We start from the raw sequence: 19,400 nt of genomic DNA on the forward strand, positions 1-19,400 counted from the left end.
TTGATCAGGGCCGTTTCTGGAAAACCGCGTAAAAGAAGCCGTCGTGATCGAGCGGCAGGGGCGAGGTGCCGGCGCCGAAGCCACCAGCGGGCGCCGACTCGGGCAAGGCCGGCAGCAACTGGCCGGGCGCGTGCAATCGTATCGCATCTTGCAGATGGCTTTCAAACCATCGGGCCTGGTCTTCGCCTTCCGTCGGGAAAATCGAACAGGTCACATAAAGCAACTTGCCACCGGGCGCGAGGCATGCCCACAGCGCCCGCACGATGTCGCGCTGCAGGGCGGCGAGTGCCTTCAGATCGGCCGGACGGCGCAGCCAGCGGATATCCGGATGGCGGCGGACGATACCGGCCGCTGAGCATGGCACGTCGGCGAGGATGCGATCGAACGGGCGGCCGTCCCACCATGTGTCGGGCTGGGCAGCATCGGCCACGCGGACGGTGGCCGCCTGGCCCAGACGCGCCAGATTTTCGTCGATGCGGACGGCGCGGGAGGCGTCGGATTCCAGTGCCGTCACGTCCAGGCCGTCCGCCAGTTCGAGCAGGTGGCCGGTCTTGCCGCCGGGCGCGGCACAGGCGTCGAGCACACGCTGGCCGGGCGCCACGTCGAGCAGCGGTGCCGCCAGTTGCGCCCCGGCGTCTTGCACCGAGACGTTGCCGTCGACAAACCCAGGCAGTTCAGCCACGGGCACGGCACGGGCCAGCCGCACGGCCTGTTCGCCGATCCGTTCGGCGTCGATGCCGCTTTCGGCCAGCCGGGCGAGATACACATCCACGGCGATGCGGCGCGGGTTCACGCGCAGTACCATCGGCGGGCGGCGGTTGCCGGCCGCGAGGATGGCCTGCCACGTGCCGGGGTACGCGCTGCGCACGGCGTCGATCCACCATGCCGGATAGTTCGTGGTGGCCACCGGGTCGGCCTGCATCGCGGCGACGAGCTCGTCTTGCTCGCGCAGGAATCGTCGCAGCACGCCGTTGACCATGCCCTTGCCGTGCGCGAGCTTCGGATCGGCCGAGGCGGCCCGCACGGTCTGGTCGACCACCGTGAACGGCGCATACGGCTGCGCAGTGTCCAGCAATTGTGCGAGCGCTACGCGCAGCAGGTTGGCAGCGCCTTCGGCGGGCGGGCGCGGGATCAGCGTGCGGATCAGCCAGTCGGTGCTGCCGAGCCAGCGTGTGGCACGGTAGGCGAGGTCCTGCACCGCGCCTCGTGCCGGGGCAGGCTGACCCTGGCAGACGGCCTCGATGGCCTGCGGCAATGCCGTCCCCTGCCGCAGCTTGCCGAGTGCGGTAGCGGCAAGCGACAAGGCGTGGGCAAGGGAGTCTGGCGGCAGACGCATCGGGGCAGCGGAAAAATCAGGCGGACAAAATGCAACGAGCCCGCGATGGGCGGGCTCGTGCGGACTGCGAAAGTATAAAGGAAGCGGCCTCCTGCGCCTGCCTCAGACCGGGTATTGCCCGGTCTGCGCCATCTGCATCAGCCGCGCGATGCGCTCTTCCGTCGAGGGGTGCGTGCTGAACAGGTTGGCCAGGCCGCCGCCGTGCAGCGGGTTCATGATCATCATCTGTGCGGTGGCCGGGTGGGCCTCGGCGGCGGCAAACGGGATGCCGGCCGCATAGCGGTGGATCTTGTCGAGCGCCGAGGCCAGCGCCTGCGGATCGCCGCTGATCTGCGCGCCGCCGCGGTCGGCTTCGAACTCGCGCGCGCGGGAGATCGCCATCTGGATCAGCGACGCGGCCAGCGGTGCAAGAATCGCGACGGCAATCCCGGCGACCGGGTTGGCGGGGCGGCCTTCGCTGTCGCGCCCGCCGAAGAACACCGCAAAGTTGGCCAGCGCCGAGATCGCACCGGCCATGGTGGCCGAGATGGTCGAGATCAGGATGTCGCGGTGCTGCACGTGGGCCAGCTCGTGCGCCATCACGCCGCGCAGTTCGCGCTCACTCAGGATGTTGAGGATGCCGGTCGTGGCGGCCACGGCGGCGTGCTCGGGGTTGCGGCCCGTGGCGAAGGCGTTGGGCTGTGCTTCGTCGATCAGATACACGCGCGGCATGGGCAGCCCCGCGCGGCCGGCAAGCTCCTGGACCATGCGGTAGAACTGCGGCGCGGTGGTCTCGTTGACTTCCTGCGCGTTGTACATGCGCAGGACCATCTTGTCGGAGAACCAGTACGAGAAGAAATTCATGCCCAGCGCAAACAGCAGCGCCAGCATCATCCCGCTGCGTCCGCCGATCATGCCGCCGATGACGATGAACAGCGCGGTAATCGCTGCCATCAGCATGAAGGTCTTGATCCAGTTGAACATGAGGGCGTGGCTCCTGTGGGTCGAGGGTTTCGCGAGTATCTTAGATCAAGATATTCGCTGAAAATTCAAGGGTTTGTGCGATGTTTGCGCGGTACTTTGCCGCAGTTGGAGCCTGCTTGGTCAATGCGTGGTGAAGGCCAGCCGCGCACCCAGTCCGATGAATGCCGTGCCGACCACGCGATCGAGCCAGCGCTTGATGCCGGGTTTGCCCGCCACGCGGCGCGTGACGCTGGCCGCCACCCACGCCACCACGCTATTCCACGCCGTCGACATGACGACGAACACCGCGCCCAGCGCCAGGAACGCCAGCGCCTTGTGGCCGGCATGGGGATCCACGAACTGCGGGAAGAACGACAGGAAGAACAGCACCACCTTCGGGTTCAGCACGTTCGTCAGGAAGCCCTGCATGAACAGCGACTTGAGGGGGCGCGGGCGCCTGGCCGGTTCGGCGGTTTCGGCTTCGGCGAGGGTGTCGTCGCGCGCGGGCGGTGCCAGCAGCATGCGGCCGCCGAGGTAGATCAGGTACGCCGCGCCCACCACCTTGATCACGGTGAAGGCCACCGTGGATGCCGCGAGCACGGCCGTCAGCCCGAAGGCGACCGCCAGCACGTGCACGCAGCAGCCGGCCGATACCCCGAGCGACGAGAGCAGCCCCGCCGTCCGCCCTTGCGAAACGCTGCGCCCCACGATATAGGCCGTATCCGGCCCCGGCGTCACATTCAGCAGGAACACGGCCAGCATGAAGAGCGGCAGGTTCACGATGCCCAGCGTCGTCATGGCGGAGTCCTCTTGTCTCTTCTCTCTATATATGGATGCGCGTCAGCTGCGGGACGCGAACCGCTGGCCTGGCTGGATGGCGAGGCTCTGCAGGAACTCGCGCGCGGGCAGGCGCTTGCCGCCGGGCTTCTGCAGTTGCGTCACGCGCAGTGCGCCGGTGCCGCAGGCGATGGTCACGCCGTCGGCATTGGCGGCGAGCACCGTGCCCGGTTCTGCGTCGGTGGGGCGATCGGCGAGGGCTTCGCCTTGCCAGAACTTGATCGTCACGCCGTCAAGCGCGGCCGATGCGCCCGGAAACGGATTGAACGCATGCACCTGCCGCAGCAGCGCCGCAGATGGGCGCGCCCAATCGAGCGCCGCCTCGTCCTTGGCGATCTTCTCGGCATACGTGACACCTTCGGCAGGTTGCGGCGTCGCGGGCAGCTGGCCGTCCCGCGCGAGCCGCGACAGTGCCTCCACCACCATGCGGCCGCCCAGTGCGGCCAGCGTGTCGTGCAGCGTGCCCGTGGTGTCCGCCGGGCCGATGGGCACGCGTTCCATGGCGATCATGTCCCCGGTGTCGAGGCCGGCATCCATCTGCATGAGCGTGATGCCGGATTGCGCATCGCCGGCTTCGATGGCCCGGTGGATGGGCGCGGCGCCTCGCCAGCGCGGCAGCAGCGATGCGTGGATGTTGATGCAGCCAAAGCGCGGCAGGTCGAGCACTTCCTGCGGCAGGATCAGGCCATAGGCCGCCACGACCATCACGTCGGGGCGCTGTGCGGCGAGTGCCTCGATGGCCTCTGCGGCTTGCTGCGGATACTTGCCCGTGCGGCGCAATGAGGGCGGCTGCAGGATCGGCCCCAACCCATGCGACACCGCATATTGCTTGACCGGGCTGGCCTGCAGCTGCATGCCCCGGCCTGCGGGCCGATCAGGCTGGCTCAACACGGCCACAACGGGAAAGCCGGCCTGGTGGATCGCCGCCAGCGCCGTCTGCGCAAATTCGGGTGTGCCGGCAAACGCTACGCGAAGGGTGGTTGTCATGCGTGCAAAACAGGAGCAACAAAAAACGCGCTACACGGTGGCGTAGCGCATTGGGTTCAACGGTGTCCGCGATGCGGTGTGTCCGTCAGCGGGACGATGGGCTCGGGCGAAGGCAAGGCTTCGGTGCCGCCATTGCCGCGCCGCTGGAACAGCGAGAAGGTTTCATTGGTGTCGCCTGGCCGGCTGCCGCGCCAGACCAGCTCCCAATCGGCGCCCTTGGGCTGGCGGCTGCGGTTCTCGCGTGCCTTGTCGAGCACGAGCATCAGGTCGCAGGTGCGGGCCTCGGGGTTGGGCCGGTGGGCGTCGCCGTGGCCGCTATGGCCCAGCAGCCATTTGACCGGGCGGACACCGGTTTCGTAGTGCATCAGCGCGCGCTCGCTCTCGCCCATGCCGCGCGTGGCCACGCAGACCTGGGCAGATTGCAGCACCGGCTTGATGGCCTGGAACAGCGGGCGGTAGCTGCGGGCGTCGTCCACCCATGGAATCAGCAGGGTGCCCAGCAGGCCCCATACGAGGCCCAACCCGGCGGTCCATGCGACCACGCCGGAGCGCGCTGGCCGCAGCCACACGCAGACGGCCCACACGGCGGTGACGGCCGCCGCCGCTGCCACGGCAATCGGGTGGACCAGCATGTCATAGGGCAAGGGCAGCACGCGGCCCAGCGCCTTCGAGAGCCAGGCCGGCAGCAGCATCCCGCCGTCGACGACGAGTGCGGCCCACACGGCCCACACCACGACGCCAAGCGCGCCAAAGAGCGCCACCGCTGCGCCCCAGGCACGGGCGCGCCAAACCGGCGGCACGAGCAGCAGCATCGGTGCGCCCAGCAGCGCCATCGCCGGTTGCAGCGGCATCAGGTACACATCGCGCAGCACGGCCGAGCGCAGCACCACGGCGATGCTCAACAACAGGAACAGCGCAACCACCAGGTGCCCCTGGTACGGCAGCAGCCAGGCCGCGCGTACGCCGCGCCCCCGCAGCCGCACCAGCTTGTACACCGACAACGCCACCACGGCCAGGGCCGGCCACACGGCGGGCGTGCCGGTCAGCAGTATGGAGCGCAGCGTCGTTGCCAGCGATCCTTTCTCGCCGCCGAGATGCGAGAACCCGAAGAATCGCCCGACGTTGTTGACCCAGAACCATTCGATGAACAGGTCTGTGGATTCATGCCAGAAGATTGCCGGCCAGATCACGAGCCACGGCAGCGCGGCCAGGAGCGACAGGCCATAGAACCGCCAGGCATGGCGGCGGCGGAAGTCGGGCAGCAGGGCGATCGCCGCGAGCACCGTCAGCGCAAACAGCCCGGGCACGAGCACGCCCTTGCCCAGGAACGCTACGCCGATGCCCGTGCCGAACCACAGCGCCGGCCGCAGCGCGTCGACGCCTGCGGTGCGGTCCGTTTCGCTTTCCTTGACGAAGCGCACGAGACCATAGAGCGCGATCGCCGTGCCCGCCAATTGCGGTACGTCCGCAATGAACTTGTGCACGTGCTCGACCAGCCCGATGCAGCCCGCAAACAGCAGCAGCGCGCCCAGTGCGTAGTCGCGCAGCGCAGCACCACCGGCGTCCAGGCCGGCCTGGCGACGCGCTGCAAGTGTCGGCCCCGGGCGGCCGCGTGCCAGCGCTGTGCCGACGCGCTGGCGCCAGTCGCGCGCCTCGCCGCGCAGCAGCCGCGCGGTACGCCAGACGGCCCAGCACGTGAGTGCCATCCAGAACAGCACTGCCACGCGTACGGCCTCGTGCGCCGGCACATTGGGCAGCGCGAGCGCGGCCAGCGCGCCCGTCCAGTACATCAGCGGCGGTTTTTCGACGAACGGCTCGAAGGCGACATTCGGGACTACCCAGTCGCCCTGCTGGATGATGTTGAGCACCACGCCGAACGAGTAAGGCTCGTCGGCTTTCCACGGCATGCGCCAGAACGTGCCGGCAACGAAGTATGCACACAGCATCAGCACGACGACGGCACGCCAGTGTCGCAACAGCAAGGCCGGTAGCGTGCGGGCGCCCGTGCCGACGGGGGAGGGCTGCATCAGCGGAACGGGGCGACGGGGCGCGTCGGCATCGGCTGGCATGAAACGGCGTTCACCGCTGGTGCGCCACTTCGCGCTGGTGCTTCTTCAGCTTGGAGCGGATGCGGGTCTGCTTGAGCGGCGAGAGGTATTCAACGAAGACTTTGCCCATCAGGTGATCCATTTCGTGCTGGATGCACACGGCCAGCAGGCCGTCGGCCTCCAGTTCAAAGGTTTCGCCCTTTTCGTTGAGTGCGCGCACTCGCACGCGATCGGGGCGTTCGACCTTGTCGTAGATGTCGGGGACCGACAGGCACCCTTCATCCCAGACCTTGCGCTCGGCGCTGGCCCACACGATCTCGGGGTTGATGAACACGCGCAGTTCGTCGCGCGTCTCCGAGACGTCGATGGTGATCACGCGCTCATGCACGTCGACCTGCGTCGCGGCCAGGCCGACGCCGGGGGCTTCGTACATGGTTTCGGCCATGTCGGCCACGAGCTTGCGGATGCGGTCGTCGACCACGGCAACCGGTTTGGCCACCTTGTGCAGCCGCGGGTCAGGGTATTGCAGGATATTGAGTAGGGCCATGATGCTTGGCAACAACGGTTGCGGAAGGCCACGCTAACGAGGGGTTGCCTTCAATTGCGATCGCTTGGAATGTCATGCAGAATCGGGGGCGCTATCCGCCACATGGCTTAGGAAAAAGCCTGACGAACGTTCGATGCCATACCCCCCGGATTGCTGCGCCGACAGTACGCGTGCAGTGGCGGCGGCCAAGCGTCGAATACCACGCGGACCACTCGCCGATTCTTCAAAGAATAATGCGCCATCGTAACACACCGATGCTCTCTCATCCCGCCACGAAACCGCGCCAGCCTTACGTTTGCGCCTTCTCGGCGGTTGCCGCGGCAACGCTTTTCTGCCTAGGTGGCGCGCACGCGGCGGAGCGCGTCGTGACGCCGGCGCAACAGGCCCAGGCCACAGCGGCTGCCCAGGCCGGCATTCCCGAATCCGAGCTGGCCGCCAACGCACCCGCGCAATACACCGTGCGCCGGGGCGACACCCTGTGGGCGATTTCGGGCAAATACCTCCAGCGCCCGTACCGGTGGCCGGAACTGTGGGGCATGAACCGCGAACAGATCCGCAATCCGCACCTGATCTATCCGGGCCAGGTGCTGTATCTGCATCACGCGAACGGCCGGGCGTGGCTGTCGACTTCGCCAGCCTCGGCCGAGGGCAGCACGGTGCGCCTGTCGCCGCATACCCGCGTGTCGGGCCAGGACGGCGATGCCATCCCCAGCATTCCCCCCGCTGTGATCGAGCCGTTCCTCACCCAGCCGATCGTCGTGGACGAGGAAACGCTGGCCACGCCGGCGCGCATCTTTGCGCTGCCCGAAGGCCGCGTCTATCTGGGCAAGGGCGAGAGCGCCTACGCGCGCGGTCTGCCCGCAGGTGAAGGCGGCCAGCCGGGCAGCGAATGGCAGGCATATCGCCCGGTCAAGCCGTTGAAGGATCCCGTCAGCGGCAAGGTGCTCGGCTACGAGGCGGATTTCCTCGGCACGCTGCGCGTGGTGCGCGCTGCCGCGGGTCCGCAATCGGCCACCAAGATGGAAGTGCTGTCGTCCAAGGAAGAAATGGGCGTGGGCACGCAGCTGATGCCGCTGCCGCCGCGCGTGCCTGTGCGCTATGTGCCGCATGCACCGGAGGGCGACGTGCACGGCGTGGTCGCCAAGGTGACCGGCGGCGTGCGCTTTGGCGGCACCGACCAGGTTGTCGTGCTGAATATCGGCAGCCAGCAGGGGCTGGAACCCGGTCATGTGCTGGCACTGGCCCGTGCGGGCGGCGTGGTGAAGGATCCGACCGCCGGCAACGAGCGCGTGGTGTTGCCGGAGGAGCGCTACGGCCTGGCATTCGTGTTCCGCGTCTTCCCGCACGTCGCCTATGCGCTGGTGACTGACGCCTCGAACACCGTGGAGGTGGGCGATACGGCCACCAATCCGATGTCGCAACAACCCTGACCACGCGTTACCGCAGTCCCTGATTTGACCGATGTATCGCACGCCGCGGCGTCCGCCGCGGCCGATTCCACCGACACCCTCTCCTGCACCCGCGACCCCGCTGAACTGGCCGCGTGGCTGCGTCTGACCGAAACCCCTGGCGTTGGGCCCGTAGCCGCCCGGCAACTGCTGGCGGCGTTCGGCTTGCCACAGGACATCTTCGCACAACCGTATTCGGCGCTGGTGAAGGTGGTCCCGGAGCGGCACGCGCGGGCGTTGCTCGCCGAGCCCGATGCAGCGCTGGCTTCACTGATCGAGCGCACCGTGGTGTGGGCGAATACGCCCGGCAACGCCGTCTTCACGCTCGCTGATCGCGGGTATCCGCCCCGCCTGCTGGAATTGCCCGATCCGCCGACCCTGCTGTATACGAAGGGCGATGTTTCGCTGCTCAGGGCGGCGGCGGTCGGCGTGGTCGGTGCGCGCAGCGCCACGGCCGCCGGCATCGAAAACGCCCGGGCGTTTGCGCAGGCGTTGTCGGCGGCCAGCGTGACGGTGGTGTCGGGACTGGCGCTCGGGATCGACGCGGCGGCGCACGAAGGCGCGCTGGCCGGCCCGGGCAGCACGATCGCCGTGGTCGGCACCGGGCTCGATATCGTCTATCCCGCGCGCAACCGGGCGCTGGCGCACCGCATTGCGGAGGCGGGGCTCATCATCTCCGAGTATCCGCTGGGCATGGGCGCCCGGGCCGAGAACTTCCCGCGCCGCAATCGCCTCATTGCCGGGCTCGCGCGCGGGCTGCTGGTCGTGGAAGCCGCCGCCCAGTCGGGCTCGCTCATCACGGCGCGGCTGGCTGGGGAGCAGGGACGCGACGTGTTCGCGATCCCGGGGTCGATCCACTCGCCGCTGGCCAAGGGCTGCCACCTGTTGATCAAGCAGGGTGCCAAGCTCGTGGAGACAGCCGCCGACATCCTCGACGAACTTGGCTGGGCGAGCGCCGCCGCACCGGAGCGCCGTACCAGGCCCGCAGCATCGGCTCCGCCGTCGGCTCAACCGGCGTCCGCTGCGCATGCGCCTGCCGCGCGCACCCCGCCAAACGCGGCCGAAACCGCGCTGCTTGATGCCCTCGGCTTTGACCCTGTCGACCTGGACACCTTGTGTGAGCGCACCGGCCAGCCCGCTGCCGCGCTGTCGGCGCAACTGCTGGCCCTCGAACTGGACGGCCGCGTCGAGCGCCAGCCCGGCGGCCGCTTCCTGCGGCTTCCGTGAAAGCGTGCCTACAATAGGCGCGACTGTTCGACCGACATGCCGCTCCTTTCTCCCGACACCGACATCGCCGCGCTGCGCGAGCACATCCACCACGGACGGTGGCTGGTTGCGTGCCTGTGCGCCGAGTGGTGCGGCACGTGCCGCAGCTATCGAGCGACGTTCGCTGATCTGGCGGTGCGGCATCCGGAATGCTGCTTCGTCTGGGTGGACGTGGAAGACCACGCCGATGCGCTGGGCGATTTCGACGTCGAAAACTTCCCCACCCTGCTGGTGCAGCGCATGGACGACGCCGGCGATGTGTTGTTTTTCGGCCCGGTCCTGCCACATGCGGGCGTGGTGGAGGGGCTGCTTTCGCGGGACTTGGCCGCTGCTCCGGCCGTCCGGGCAGCGCCGGACCTGCGCGCCTGGCTGCTGGAACTGGCGTGAGGACGGCGCTTGACAACGCGATGCGCTGCATGCGCCACTCTATTGCACCCCCTAAGGAACCGCGCTTATGATTGGCGGCCAAATTCGGGGCTGAACCGTTTTGACAGGACCCCGGTGCGTGCCCCAACAGGCGCCCGCAGCACTTGAAAGTCGGCCCGCGAAGCCATAAGACTCTACAAAACCCACGCGAACGGTCGCTATAGATCAGCGACTTCTTTTTATCGATTGCTTGCGATCGCCAGGATCCGCTCACATGTCCAAGGCCCTCATCATTGCCGAAAAACCGTCGGTCGCCGCTGATATCGCGCGCGCGCTGGGTGGCTTCACCAAGCACGACGAGTATTACGAAAGCGACGACTACGTCCTTTCGTCGGCCGTGGGCCACCTGGTCGAAATCGCCGCCCCGGAGGAGTACGAGGTCAAACGCGGCAAATGGAGTTTTGCGCACCTGCCGGTGATCCCGCCGCACTTCGATCTGCGCCCCATCGCCAAGTCGGAGTCGCGCCTCAAGGTGCTGACACGCCTTATCAAGCGCAAGGACGTGACGAGCCTCATCAACGCCTGTGACGCGGGGCGCGAGGGCGAGCTGATCTTCCGCCTCATTGCGCAGCACGCGAACACCAAGCTGCCGGTCAAGCGACTGTGGCTGCAGTCGATGACGCCGCAGTCGATCCGCGACGGGTTTGCCAAGCTGCGCAGCGACGAAGAAATGATGCCGCTGGCCGACGCCGCGCGGTGCCGCTCCGAAGCCGACTGGCTGGTCGGCATCAACGGCACGCGCGCCATGACGGCCTTCAACAGCAAAGGCGGCGGCTTTTTCCTCACCACCGTGGGCCGCGTGCAGACGCCCACGCTGTCGATCGTGGTGGAGCGCGAAGAGAAGATCAAACGGTTCGTCCCGCGCGACTACTGGGAAGTGCGCGCCGAGTTCATCGCCGCGGCGGGCCTGTACGAAGGCCGCTGGTTTGATCCGAAATTCAAGAAGAACGAGTTCGACCCCGAGCAGCGCGACTCGCGCCTGTGGAGCGAGGCCGAGGCCAAGAGCATCGTCGCTGCGTGCCGCGACAAGCCGGGCACCGTGACGGAAGAATCGAAGCCGTCCACGCAGATGTCGCCGGCGCTGTTCGACCTGACGAGCCTGCAGCGCGAGGCCAACAGCCGCTTCGGCTTCTCGGCCAAGAACACGCTGGGGCTGGCGCAGGCGCTGTATGAAAAGCACAAGGTACTGACGTATCCGCGGACGGATTCCCGCGCGCTGCCCGAAGACTACATGGGCACGGTCAAGAAGACGCTCGACATGCTGGCCGAGAGTTCGCACAACTACCTGCCGCACGCGAAGAAGATTCTCGACAACCAGTGGGTCAGGCCCAACAAGCGGATCTTCGACAACAGCAAGATCAGCGATCACTTCGCCATCATCCCGACGCTGCAGGCACCGAAGAACCTGTCGGAGCCGGAGCAGAAGCTGTATGACCTGGTGGTGCGCCGCTTCCTGGCGGTGTTCTTCCCGGCGGCCGAATACCTCGTCACCACGCGCGTGACGGAGGTGGCCGGCCACCACTTCAAGACCGAAGGCAAGGTGCTGGTCAACCCCGGCTGGTTGGTGATCTACGGCCGTGAGTCGCAGGGCGACGACGCCAACCTCGTGCCCGTCGCCAAGGGCGAAAAGGTCAAGACCGACAAGGTCGAGCCGGTGGGCCTGACCACCAAGCCCCCCGCACGCTACAACGAAGCGACGCTGCTGTCGGCCATGGAAGGCGCCGGCAAGCTCGTCGACGACGACGCCTTGCGCGAGGCCATGGCCGGCAAGGGCCTGGGCACGCCGGCCACGCGCGCGGCCATCATCGAAGGGCTGCTAACCGAAAAGTACCTCGTGCGCGAAGGCCGCGAATTGATCCCCACGGCCAAGGCGTTCCAGCTGATGACGCTGCTGCGCGGCCTGGGCGTGGAAGAACTCACGCAGGCCGAACTAACCGGCGAATGGGAGCACAAGCTCGCACAGATCGAGCGTGGCCGTCTCGCACGCGACGAGTTCATGCGCGAGATCGCGCAGATGACGCAGCAGATCGTCAAGCGCGCCAAGGAGTACGACAGCGACACCATCCCCGGCGATTACGCGACGCTTTCCACGCCGTGCCCGCAATGCGGTCACGTGGTCAAGGAAAACTACCGCCGCTTCGCGTGCAGTCACTGCGACTTCTCGATCAGCAAGATCCCGGGTGGTCGCCAGTTCGAGCTGGACGAGGTGGAAGAGCTGCTGACCAACAAGACCATCGGCCCGCTGCAGGGCTTCCGCAGCAAGATGGGCCGGCCGTTTGCCGCCATCCTGAAGCTGGTTCAGGAAGACGGCCACTGGAAGATGGAGTTCGACTTCGGCCAGAACGAGGAAGAGGACGGCGAACCCGTCGACTTCACCGGCCAGGAAAGCGTAGGCCATTGCCCGAAGTGCAACGGCAACGTCTACGAGCACGGCCTGAAGTACGTGTGTGAAAACGCCGTGGCGCAGCCCAAGACGTGCGACTTCACCACCGGCAAGATCATCCTGCAGCAAGAGATCAGCCGCGAGCAGCTGCACAAGCTGCTCACCGAGGGCAAGACGGACCTGCTGACCGGGTTCAAGTCGGCGCGCACGGGCCGCGCCTTCAAGGCGTTCCTCGTCAAGCAGCCGGACGGCAAGATCGGCTTCGAGTTCGAGCCGCGCGGTGAAGGCAAGGGCAAGCCCGCCGCCAAGACGGCCGCGAAGAAGACCACGGCCGCGGCCAAGAAGGCACCCGCCAAGACCGCCGCCAAGAAGACGCCAGCGCGCAAGAAGGCCGCCGAAGCCGAGGCTGATGAGGCGAGCACGAGCGACACCTGAGCGCGCCACTCGGCACTAATGCAAACGGGAGGACAGTGTCCTCCCGTTTTGTTTGCGCGGCCTGCCGTGGCTTATGCGGCTTCGCTCAATGCGCGTCCGGCGCGCGCTTCGCTGTGCTTCACTTCCATCGCCTGCGCGAGCATGTAGTCGATGAACGTGCGCACCTTGGTCGGCAGGAACTTGCGGCTCGGGTACACCAGCGAGAGCGAGCGCTGCGGCAGCTTGTACTGCGGCAGCACGCGTACGAGCCGGCCTGACTCCAGGTCGGGCCGCGCCATGTACGACGACAGCACCGCGATGCCCATGTCGGCCAGCACGGCGCGATGCATCAGTTCCGCATTGCTGGTGACGAGCGACGGCTGCACCGGCACGGCGATCGACTGCCCGTCGGGCGTGGTCATCTCCCACTCGTGGCGCAGCTGCGGGTGCCACATGGCGATCACGCGGTGATCGGCGATGTCTTCTGCGCGCTGCGGGGTGGAATGCTGGCGCAGGTAGGCCGGCGTGGCGGCCATGATCATCTCCGCAGAGATCATGCGGCGCGCCACCAGGTGCGAGCCGAGCCCGAGTTCCGACACCATGATGCCGACGTCGCGTCCGTCTTCGACGATGTCGATCGGGCGATCCGACAGCGCCACGTCAAACGTGACCTCGGGGTACAGCTGCTGGAAGCGCGCGAGGAGCATCGGCAGGACGTGCAGCCCGAACATCACCGGCGCGACGATGCGCAGGCCACCCACCAGCGCCTGGCTGCGCGACGTGGCGAGCGATTCGGCCTCGTCGATGTCGAGCAGAATCTGCTGGCAGCGCTGCAGATAGGTTTCGCCCACGTCCGTCAGCGACAGGCTGCGGGTGGTCCGGTTGAGCAGACGCGTGCCGAGGTGCGCCTCCAGGTCGGCCACGTAGCGCGTGACCACGGCATTGCTCATCGACAGATGCTGGGCTGCGCGCGCGAAGCTGCCGAGCTCCACGACCTTGGAAAACACCCGCATCGACTGCAAACGATCCATTCCAACCTCTCACATAATTTGTTGTCAAAAATAGAACAAATCTGTCGTGACAGCAAATTTTTAATGTTGGTCTGCGCAATTCATTGCCTTGGCGGCGGTCATTGAATGTGAGTGCACGCTCATGTGAGAATGAGCGCAGTCCTTATGTTTGTGACATTTCATTGCCGGGGCGGAATATCCGACTTCTCACCGATTGACGCCCCGTCGAATTTGCGCTGAAACTCTATACCGAGCGGTAGATTTTTGTGGGATCGGCTTGGAACGACCGTACGACAGGCCGCCTTCGGGTGGAACGCGGTTTTGCGCAAATCGGTGCAGCGGCCGCCATGCGGTTTAGCCATACTCGCACCATGGATGCCCCGAAACCGAACCCGCATGAGCGCCCCGGCACGAGGGCCGCCATCACGGCCAAGGCGTCGCCGCGCGACACCGAAGGCCGAGGAGACACCATATGACCATTCAGAACCGCGAACCGGTCCATTACGCCGCGGGCGAGATGCCGCTGCACCGGTATTGCGCCCTCCACGCGCAGCAGACCCCCGAGCGCATCGCCCTCCTCTGGTACGGCCGCACGATGTGCTGGCGCGAGCTGGATCAGCTTTCGACCCGGCTGGCGGTGCAGCTTCAACGCCTCGGGGTGGTGCGCGGCGACCGTGTCGCGCTGTTTCTGCAGAACTGTCCGCAGGCGATCATCGCGCACCTCGCCACGGCCAAGCTGGGCGGCATTGTGGTGCCGTGCGGCCCGCTGTCGCGCCAGCATGAGCTGCGTGACCAGCTCGCCGATTGCGGCGCGAAGATCCTGGTGGCGGCGGCAGACCTGATGCCCATCGTCGAGGCTGCGCGGCCCGGCACGTCGGTCGTCACCGTCATCACCACGCGCTATGCCGATCTGCAGCCGGCACAGCCCGCCTGCCGCAAGGCACTCGCTGTTCCGCCGGAGCTGATCGCCGCCGATGCATCATCCGCGCCGCCGCCCAGGAACACGCCCGGCGCCGCCCAACTCGACCTGATGCAACTGATGGCCGAGCCGGTGGACGTAGCCGAGCGCGACGCCGTGGCCGCCATCCCGGTGGGGCTCGATGACGTGGCGCTGATGGTCTACACCTCTGGCACCACCGGTCGCCCGAAGGGCGCGATGCTCACGCACCGCAATGCGCTGTACAAGACGGCGGTCACGGTGCAGGTGGGCGGCATCCAGGCCTCCGACGTGATGCTGGCCGTGGCGCCGCTCTCGCACATTGCGGGCATGCTGATGGGCATGAACACGATGCTGTACTCCGGCGCAGCCACCATCCTGCTCTACCGCTTTGACCCGCTTGCCGTGCTGCAGGCCATCGACCGCTACCGCGTCACGTGGTGGTACAGCATGACGCCGATGAACCTGGCGGTGATGGCGCACCCCGATGCGGCGCAGTACCGCATGGAATCGCTCACGACCAACCCGTGCACGAGCTTCGGCGTGCCGCTGACCGAGGCGATTGCCGAGCAGTGGCGCGCGTTTGCCGGCCCGCAGTGCCGCACCTATGAGGCCGCATACGGGCTGTCCGAAACGCATACCTGCGATGCCATCACGCCGGCGCACGCCCCGCGCTGGGGCTGGCACGGCAAGATCGTCCCGCAGACCGAAGTCCGCATCGTCGACCCGCACACCGGCGTGGAGCTGCCGCCCGGACAGCCTGGCGAGATCACCATCCGCAGCCCCGGCGTGTTTCGCGGGTACTGGCAGCGCGACGAGGCCACGCGGGCCGTCCTGCGCAACGGCTTCCTGCATACCGGCGACATCGGACAGGTGTCCGCCGACGGCTACCTGCAGTGGCAGGGCCGCATCAAGGAGATGATCAAGGTGTCGGGCTACAGCGTGTTTCCCGAGGAAGTCGAAGCGCTGCTCTCGCGCCATCCGGGCATCCGGCAGGTGGCTGTCACGCCCCTGCCCGACCCCGACAAGGGCGAGGTCGTGTGCGCGCACGTGGTGCCCATGAATGGCGTCAAGCTCTCGGAAGCCGAGCTGATCGCGTGGTCGCGCGAGAACATGGCGCCGTACAAGGTGCCGCGGCGGGTGAAGTTCCACGACGCGTTGCCCGCCACGGCAACCGGCAAGGTCCTGCGGCGCCTGTTGCGCGAAGAGGCCATTGCCGCCTGAAACAGAAACGGCCGCCTGCGTTGGGCGGCCGTTTTTTCATGTCTGCACGAAGCGCTTCTGTCGGGCAATGCTCATCAGGATGCCGATGCCCATGCCGAGCGTGACGAGCGCCGTCCCGCCATAACTGATGAGCGGCAGCGGCACACCGACCACGGGCAGGATGCCGCTCACCATGCCCATGTTGACGAAGGCATAGGTGAAGAAGATCAGCGTGATCGACCCGGCCAGCAGGCGCCCGAACAGCGTGCCGGCGTTGGCCGCAATGAAGAGCCCGCGCAGGATCAGCAGCAGATACAGGAACAGCAGCACGCCGTTGCCCACCAATCCGAATTCCTCGGAGTACACCGCGAAGATGAAGTCGGTGTGTTTTTCCGGGATGAATTCCAGGTGGGTCTGCGTACCCTTGAGCCACCCCTTGCCCGTCACGCCGCCTGAACCGATGGCGATGATCGACTGGATGGTGTGGAAGCCCTTGCCGAGCGGGTCGGTGGTCGGGTCGAGCAGCGTACAGACACGGTGTTGCTGGTAGTCGTGCAGGATCGGCCAGTTCACCCCCGGCGCGCAGATGCGCGACTCGAACGACACCACCAGCGTGATCGCCGTCACCGCAATCACCAGCACCGGCACGATCAGCCGCCACGACAGGCCGGCAAAGTAGATCACGTAGATGCCCGCGGCTAGCACCAGCAGCGCGGTGCCGAGGTCCGGCTGCTTGGCGATCAGGCCAACCGGAATGAGCAGCAGCACCGCAGCGGCCATATAGTCGTACCAGTGGATCACCCCTTCGCGCTTCTGGAAGTACCACGCCAGCATGAGCGGCATGGCGATCTTCATGATCTCGGAGGGCTGCACCACCACGCCGATGTTCAGCCAGCGCCGCGCGCCCTTGCGGATGAGCCCGAACATCGCCACGCCGATCAGCAGCGCCACGCCCACCGTGTACAGCGGCACCGCAAAGCGCATCAGCGTCTGCTGCGGCAGGTTGGCGATGATCCACATCAGCACGAACGACAGCATGATGTTGCGGATCTGGTCTTCGAGGCGGCCCGGCATGTCGATGGCCGCGGAGTACAGCGCGATCAGCCCCGTGCCGAGCAGCAGGAAGACGATCAGCGCCAGCGGCTTGTCGAAGCCCGTAAACAGCGACTTGATGATGTTGAAGACGCGGCGCTTGTCCAGTTTTTCCATGGTGTGCTCCTCAAGCGCGATCAGCGCGCTGCGCTCGCGGGTTTGGCGGCCGGCTTGGCACCTTTGCTGCCCTTGGGTGCCGGTGCGGCGGCGGCCGGCGCCGAAGCCGGTGCGGCCGCATTGCCGCGCCCGCGCGGCGCCAGTTCAGGCGGCGGTTGCGCGTGCGACAGCGCCTGCAGCACCTGGGCGTCGAGCGTGGCCGGCGCGACGGCCTCTGCGCTCGTGCCGGCCTCGCGCAGCGCCGGCGCGACGAGATCCGGCGACATGGACGCCGCCGCCCGCGCGCCGCTGGCCGGGGCCGGCGACGCAGCAGGCGTCGAAGCCGCGACCGCCGACGCTGCCGCGACCGCCGACGCACCCTGCGCCGCGGCATCGGCCGCCGCCTGCGCCGTGGCCGTCGCGCTGGCGATGGTGGCCGTCTTGCCGGTCGAGAACACGCTCGGTGTATCCACCGGCGGTTGCGGCTGCGGCTTCGGCGCGGTGGCCGCCAGCTCCGCCGGCCATTTGCCGGTCAGGTAGTAATCCATGACGGCGCGCGCAATCGGGGCGGCCGTGGCGGCGCCGAAGCCGGCGTTCTCGACGATCAGCGCCACGGCGATCTTCGGATGGTCTGCCGGCGCAAACGCCTCGTACAGCGCATGGTCGCGCTTGTACTCCGGAATCGCGTGGTGGTTGTACTTCTCGTTCTTGCCCAGCGAGAACGTCTGCGCCGTGCCGGTCTTGCCCGCCGACACATACTGCGCGCCGATGAACGCCTTGGCGGCCGTGCCCGACTGGTTCACGCCCACCATGGCGCGCTTGATCACGTCGATGTTGGCCTGCTTGAGCGGAATGCGGTAGCTCTCGGTCGGCACCGTCAGCGTGCGCGCCTTGGACAGCGAATCCTCGACCGCCTTCACCAGGTGGGGCTTCATCACCACGCCGTTGTTGGCCAGCGTCGACACCGCGTGCGCCAGCTGCAGGATCGTGAAGCTGTTGTAGCCCTGGCCGATGCCGAGCGAGATCGTTTCACCGTCGTACCACTTCTGCTGCTCGGGGCGCTTGTACGCTTTGCGCTTCCACTCGGTGGACGGCAGGATGCCGGTGCGCTCGCCTTCGATGTCGATCCCGGTGATCTGCCCGAAGCCCAGCGGCTTCATGAAATCGTGGATCGCGTTGACGCCCATGTCGTTGGCGAGCTTGTAGTAGTACGTATCGCACGACACCACGATGGAGCGGAACATGTCGACCCAGCCGTGGCCGCCCGGCGCATCGTCGCGGAATGTGTGGTTGCCGAGCGTGAACGAGCCCGGGTCGGCCATGCCCCATTGCGGCGTGCGCTTGCCGAGCTCCAGCGCGGCAAGCGCCATGAAGGGCTTGTAGGTGGAGCCCGGCGGATAGGTGCCGCGCAGCGGGCGGTTCAGCAGCGGCTTGTCGGGCGAGTTGTTGAGTTCGTTCCAGGTGGCCGTGTCGATGCCCTCGATAAAGAGGTTCGGGTCGAACGTCGGCTTCGAGACAAAGGCCAGGATGTCGCCTGTCTCCGGCTCGATCGCCACCAGCGCGCCGCGGCGGTTGCCGAAGAGCTGCTCGGCCAGCCGCTGCAGGTTGATGTCAAGCGACAGGATCAGGTTGTTGCCCGGCGTTGCCTGCGAGGTCGAGAGCGTGCGGATCGGTCGCCCGCCGGCGCTCACCTCCACTTCTTCGTAGCCGGTCAGGCCGTGCAGCTCCGTCTCGTAGCTCTGCTCGATGCCGACCTTGCCGATGTATTCGGTGCCGCTGTAGTTGTTCGCGTCCTTGCGCGGGTCGTACGTCACGCCGGGCTGGCTGTTGGCATCGCTCATGTTGTCGATGCGCTCCAGGTCGCGCTCGGAGATCCGGCCGATGTAGCCGATCACGTGCGAGGCGGTCTCGCCCAGCGGGTATTGGCGGAACAGCCGCGCGTGCACGTCCACGCCCGGAAAGCGGAAGCGCTGCGCCGAGAACCGCGCGACCTCCTGGTCGGTGAGCTGGCTGCGGATCGGCAGGCTTTCAAAGCTGCGCGCATCTTCCATCAGCCGCTTGAAGCGGCGGCGGTCGCGCGGCTGGATGTCGACCACCTGTGCCAGCTGGTCGATCGTGTTGTCCAGCGTGTCCTGCAGCTTGGACGGCGTGATCTCGAGCGTGTAGGCGGAATAGTTGCGCGCCAGCACCACGCCGTTGCGGTCCATGATGATGCCGCGGTTGGGCTCGATGGGTGCGACGGAGATGCGGTTGTCTTCGGCCTTGGCCGAGTACTGCTCGTGCTTGACCTGCTGCAGCCAGAAGAAGCGTGTGAGCAGCAGCCCGAAGCAGACCAGCACGAACAGCGCGGCCGCCGCCAGCCGCAGGCGGAAGCGCGACAGCTCCTGTTCGACGTTGCGGATTTCGGTCATGCCTGACTACCTGTGAC

General features: G+C 67.0%; 14 protein-coding genes. 5 read left to right on the top strand and 9 right to left on the bottom strand.

Features of this window, described 5'->3' with window-relative positions:
- Nucleotides 1–4: 4 nt before the first annotated feature.
- The 6 genes from rsmB to def form a co-directional block, all read right to left on the bottom strand.
- Entirely contained in the window at nucleotides 5–1,336 is a 1,332-nt protein-coding gene (gene rsmB, locus TK49_RS03165) for a 16S rRNA (cytosine(967)-C(5))-methyltransferase RsmB (protein WP_045785413.1), read from the bottom strand.
- 102 nt (nucleotides 1,337–1,438) lie between these two features.
- Nucleotides 1,439–2,299: a zinc metalloprotease HtpX gene (gene htpX, locus TK49_RS03170; RefSeq protein ID WP_045785414.1), complete on the bottom strand. Its 861-nt coding sequence runs from the start codon at nucleotides 2,297–2,299 to the stop codon at nucleotides 1,439–1,441.
- A gap of 120 nt (nucleotides 2,300–2,419) precedes the next feature.
- A complete protein-coding gene (locus TK49_RS03175; protein WP_045785415.1) occupies nucleotides 2,420–3,076 on the bottom strand; it encodes a LysE family translocator in 657 nt (218 codons plus the stop codon).
- A gap of 42 nt (nucleotides 3,077–3,118) precedes the next feature.
- On the bottom strand, nucleotides 3,119–4,102 hold the full coding sequence (fmt, locus tag TK49_RS03180) for a methionyl-tRNA formyltransferase (protein WP_045785416.1): 984 nt from the start codon (nucleotides 4,100–4,102) through the stop codon (nucleotides 3,119–3,121).
- 56 nt (nucleotides 4,103–4,158) lie between these two features.
- Nucleotides 4,159–6,129, bottom strand: a complete 1,971-nt coding sequence (locus TK49_RS03185; protein ID WP_240479903.1) for an ArnT family glycosyltransferase — start codon at nucleotides 6,127–6,129, stop codon at nucleotides 4,159–4,161.
- Between the two features lie 52 nt (nucleotides 6,130–6,181).
- Nucleotides 6,182–6,697: a peptide deformylase gene (def, locus tag TK49_RS03190; RefSeq protein ID WP_045785418.1), complete on the bottom strand. Its 516-nt coding sequence runs from the start codon at nucleotides 6,695–6,697 to the stop codon at nucleotides 6,182–6,184.
- Nucleotides 6,698–6,951: 254 nt separating this feature from the next.
- Between def and TK49_RS03195 the strand changes: the two genes are divergently transcribed.
- From TK49_RS03195 to TK49_RS03210, 4 genes are all read left to right on the top strand, one after another.
- Entirely contained in the window at nucleotides 6,952–8,127 is a 1,176-nt protein-coding gene (locus TK49_RS03195) for a LysM peptidoglycan-binding domain-containing protein (RefSeq protein WP_045785419.1), read from the top strand.
- A gap of 24 nt (nucleotides 8,128–8,151) precedes the next feature.
- Nucleotides 8,152–9,372, top strand: coding sequence for a DNA-processing protein DprA (gene dprA / locus TK49_RS03200; RefSeq protein ID WP_045785420.1), 1,221 nt, complete (start codon nucleotides 8,152–8,154; stop codon nucleotides 9,370–9,372).
- 36 nt (nucleotides 9,373–9,408) lie between these two features.
- The gene (locus TK49_RS03205; protein WP_045785421.1) at nucleotides 9,409–9,798 is read left to right on the top strand and encodes a thioredoxin family protein; all 390 of its coding nucleotides are present in this window, start codon (nucleotides 9,409–9,411) and stop codon (nucleotides 9,796–9,798) included.
- 253 nt (nucleotides 9,799–10,051) lie between these two features.
- Entirely contained in the window at nucleotides 10,052–12,655 is a 2,604-nt protein-coding gene (locus TK49_RS03210) for a DNA topoisomerase III (protein ID WP_045785422.1), read from the top strand.
- A 71-nt stretch (nucleotides 12,656–12,726) separates the two neighbouring features.
- Here the strand turns inward: TK49_RS03210 and TK49_RS03215 are convergent, their stop codons facing one another.
- Complete coding sequence (locus tag TK49_RS03215; protein ID WP_045785423.1) at nucleotides 12,727–13,665, bottom strand: LysR family transcriptional regulator; 939 nt, start codon at nucleotides 13,663–13,665, stop codon at nucleotides 12,727–12,729.
- Nucleotides 13,666–14,116: 451 nt separating this feature from the next.
- Between TK49_RS03215 and TK49_RS03220 the strand changes: the two genes are divergently transcribed.
- On the top strand, nucleotides 14,117–15,805 hold the full coding sequence (locus TK49_RS03220; RefSeq protein WP_045785424.1) for an AMP-binding protein: 1,689 nt from the start codon (nucleotides 14,117–14,119) through the stop codon (nucleotides 15,803–15,805).
- Between the two features lie 36 nt (nucleotides 15,806–15,841).
- Here TK49_RS03220 and rodA read toward each other — a convergent pair whose 3' ends face one another.
- Nucleotides 15,842–16,984 carry a rod shape-determining protein RodA gene (gene rodA, locus TK49_RS03225; RefSeq protein WP_045787717.1) on the bottom strand — a complete coding sequence of 381 codons (1,143 nt, stop codon included), beginning with the start codon at nucleotides 16,982–16,984 and terminating at the stop codon, nucleotides 15,842–15,844.
- Between the two features lie 29 nt (nucleotides 16,985–17,013).
- Complete coding sequence (gene mrdA, locus TK49_RS03230; RefSeq protein ID WP_045785425.1) at nucleotides 17,014–19,383, bottom strand: penicillin-binding protein 2; 2,370 nt, start codon at nucleotides 19,381–19,383, stop codon at nucleotides 17,014–17,016.
- Nucleotides 19,384–19,400: the final 17 nt, after the last annotated feature.

This window comes from Ralstonia mannitolilytica (assembly GCF_000954135.1).
Lineage (GTDB): Bacteria > Pseudomonadota > Gammaproteobacteria > Burkholderiales > Burkholderiaceae > Ralstonia > Ralstonia mannitolilytica.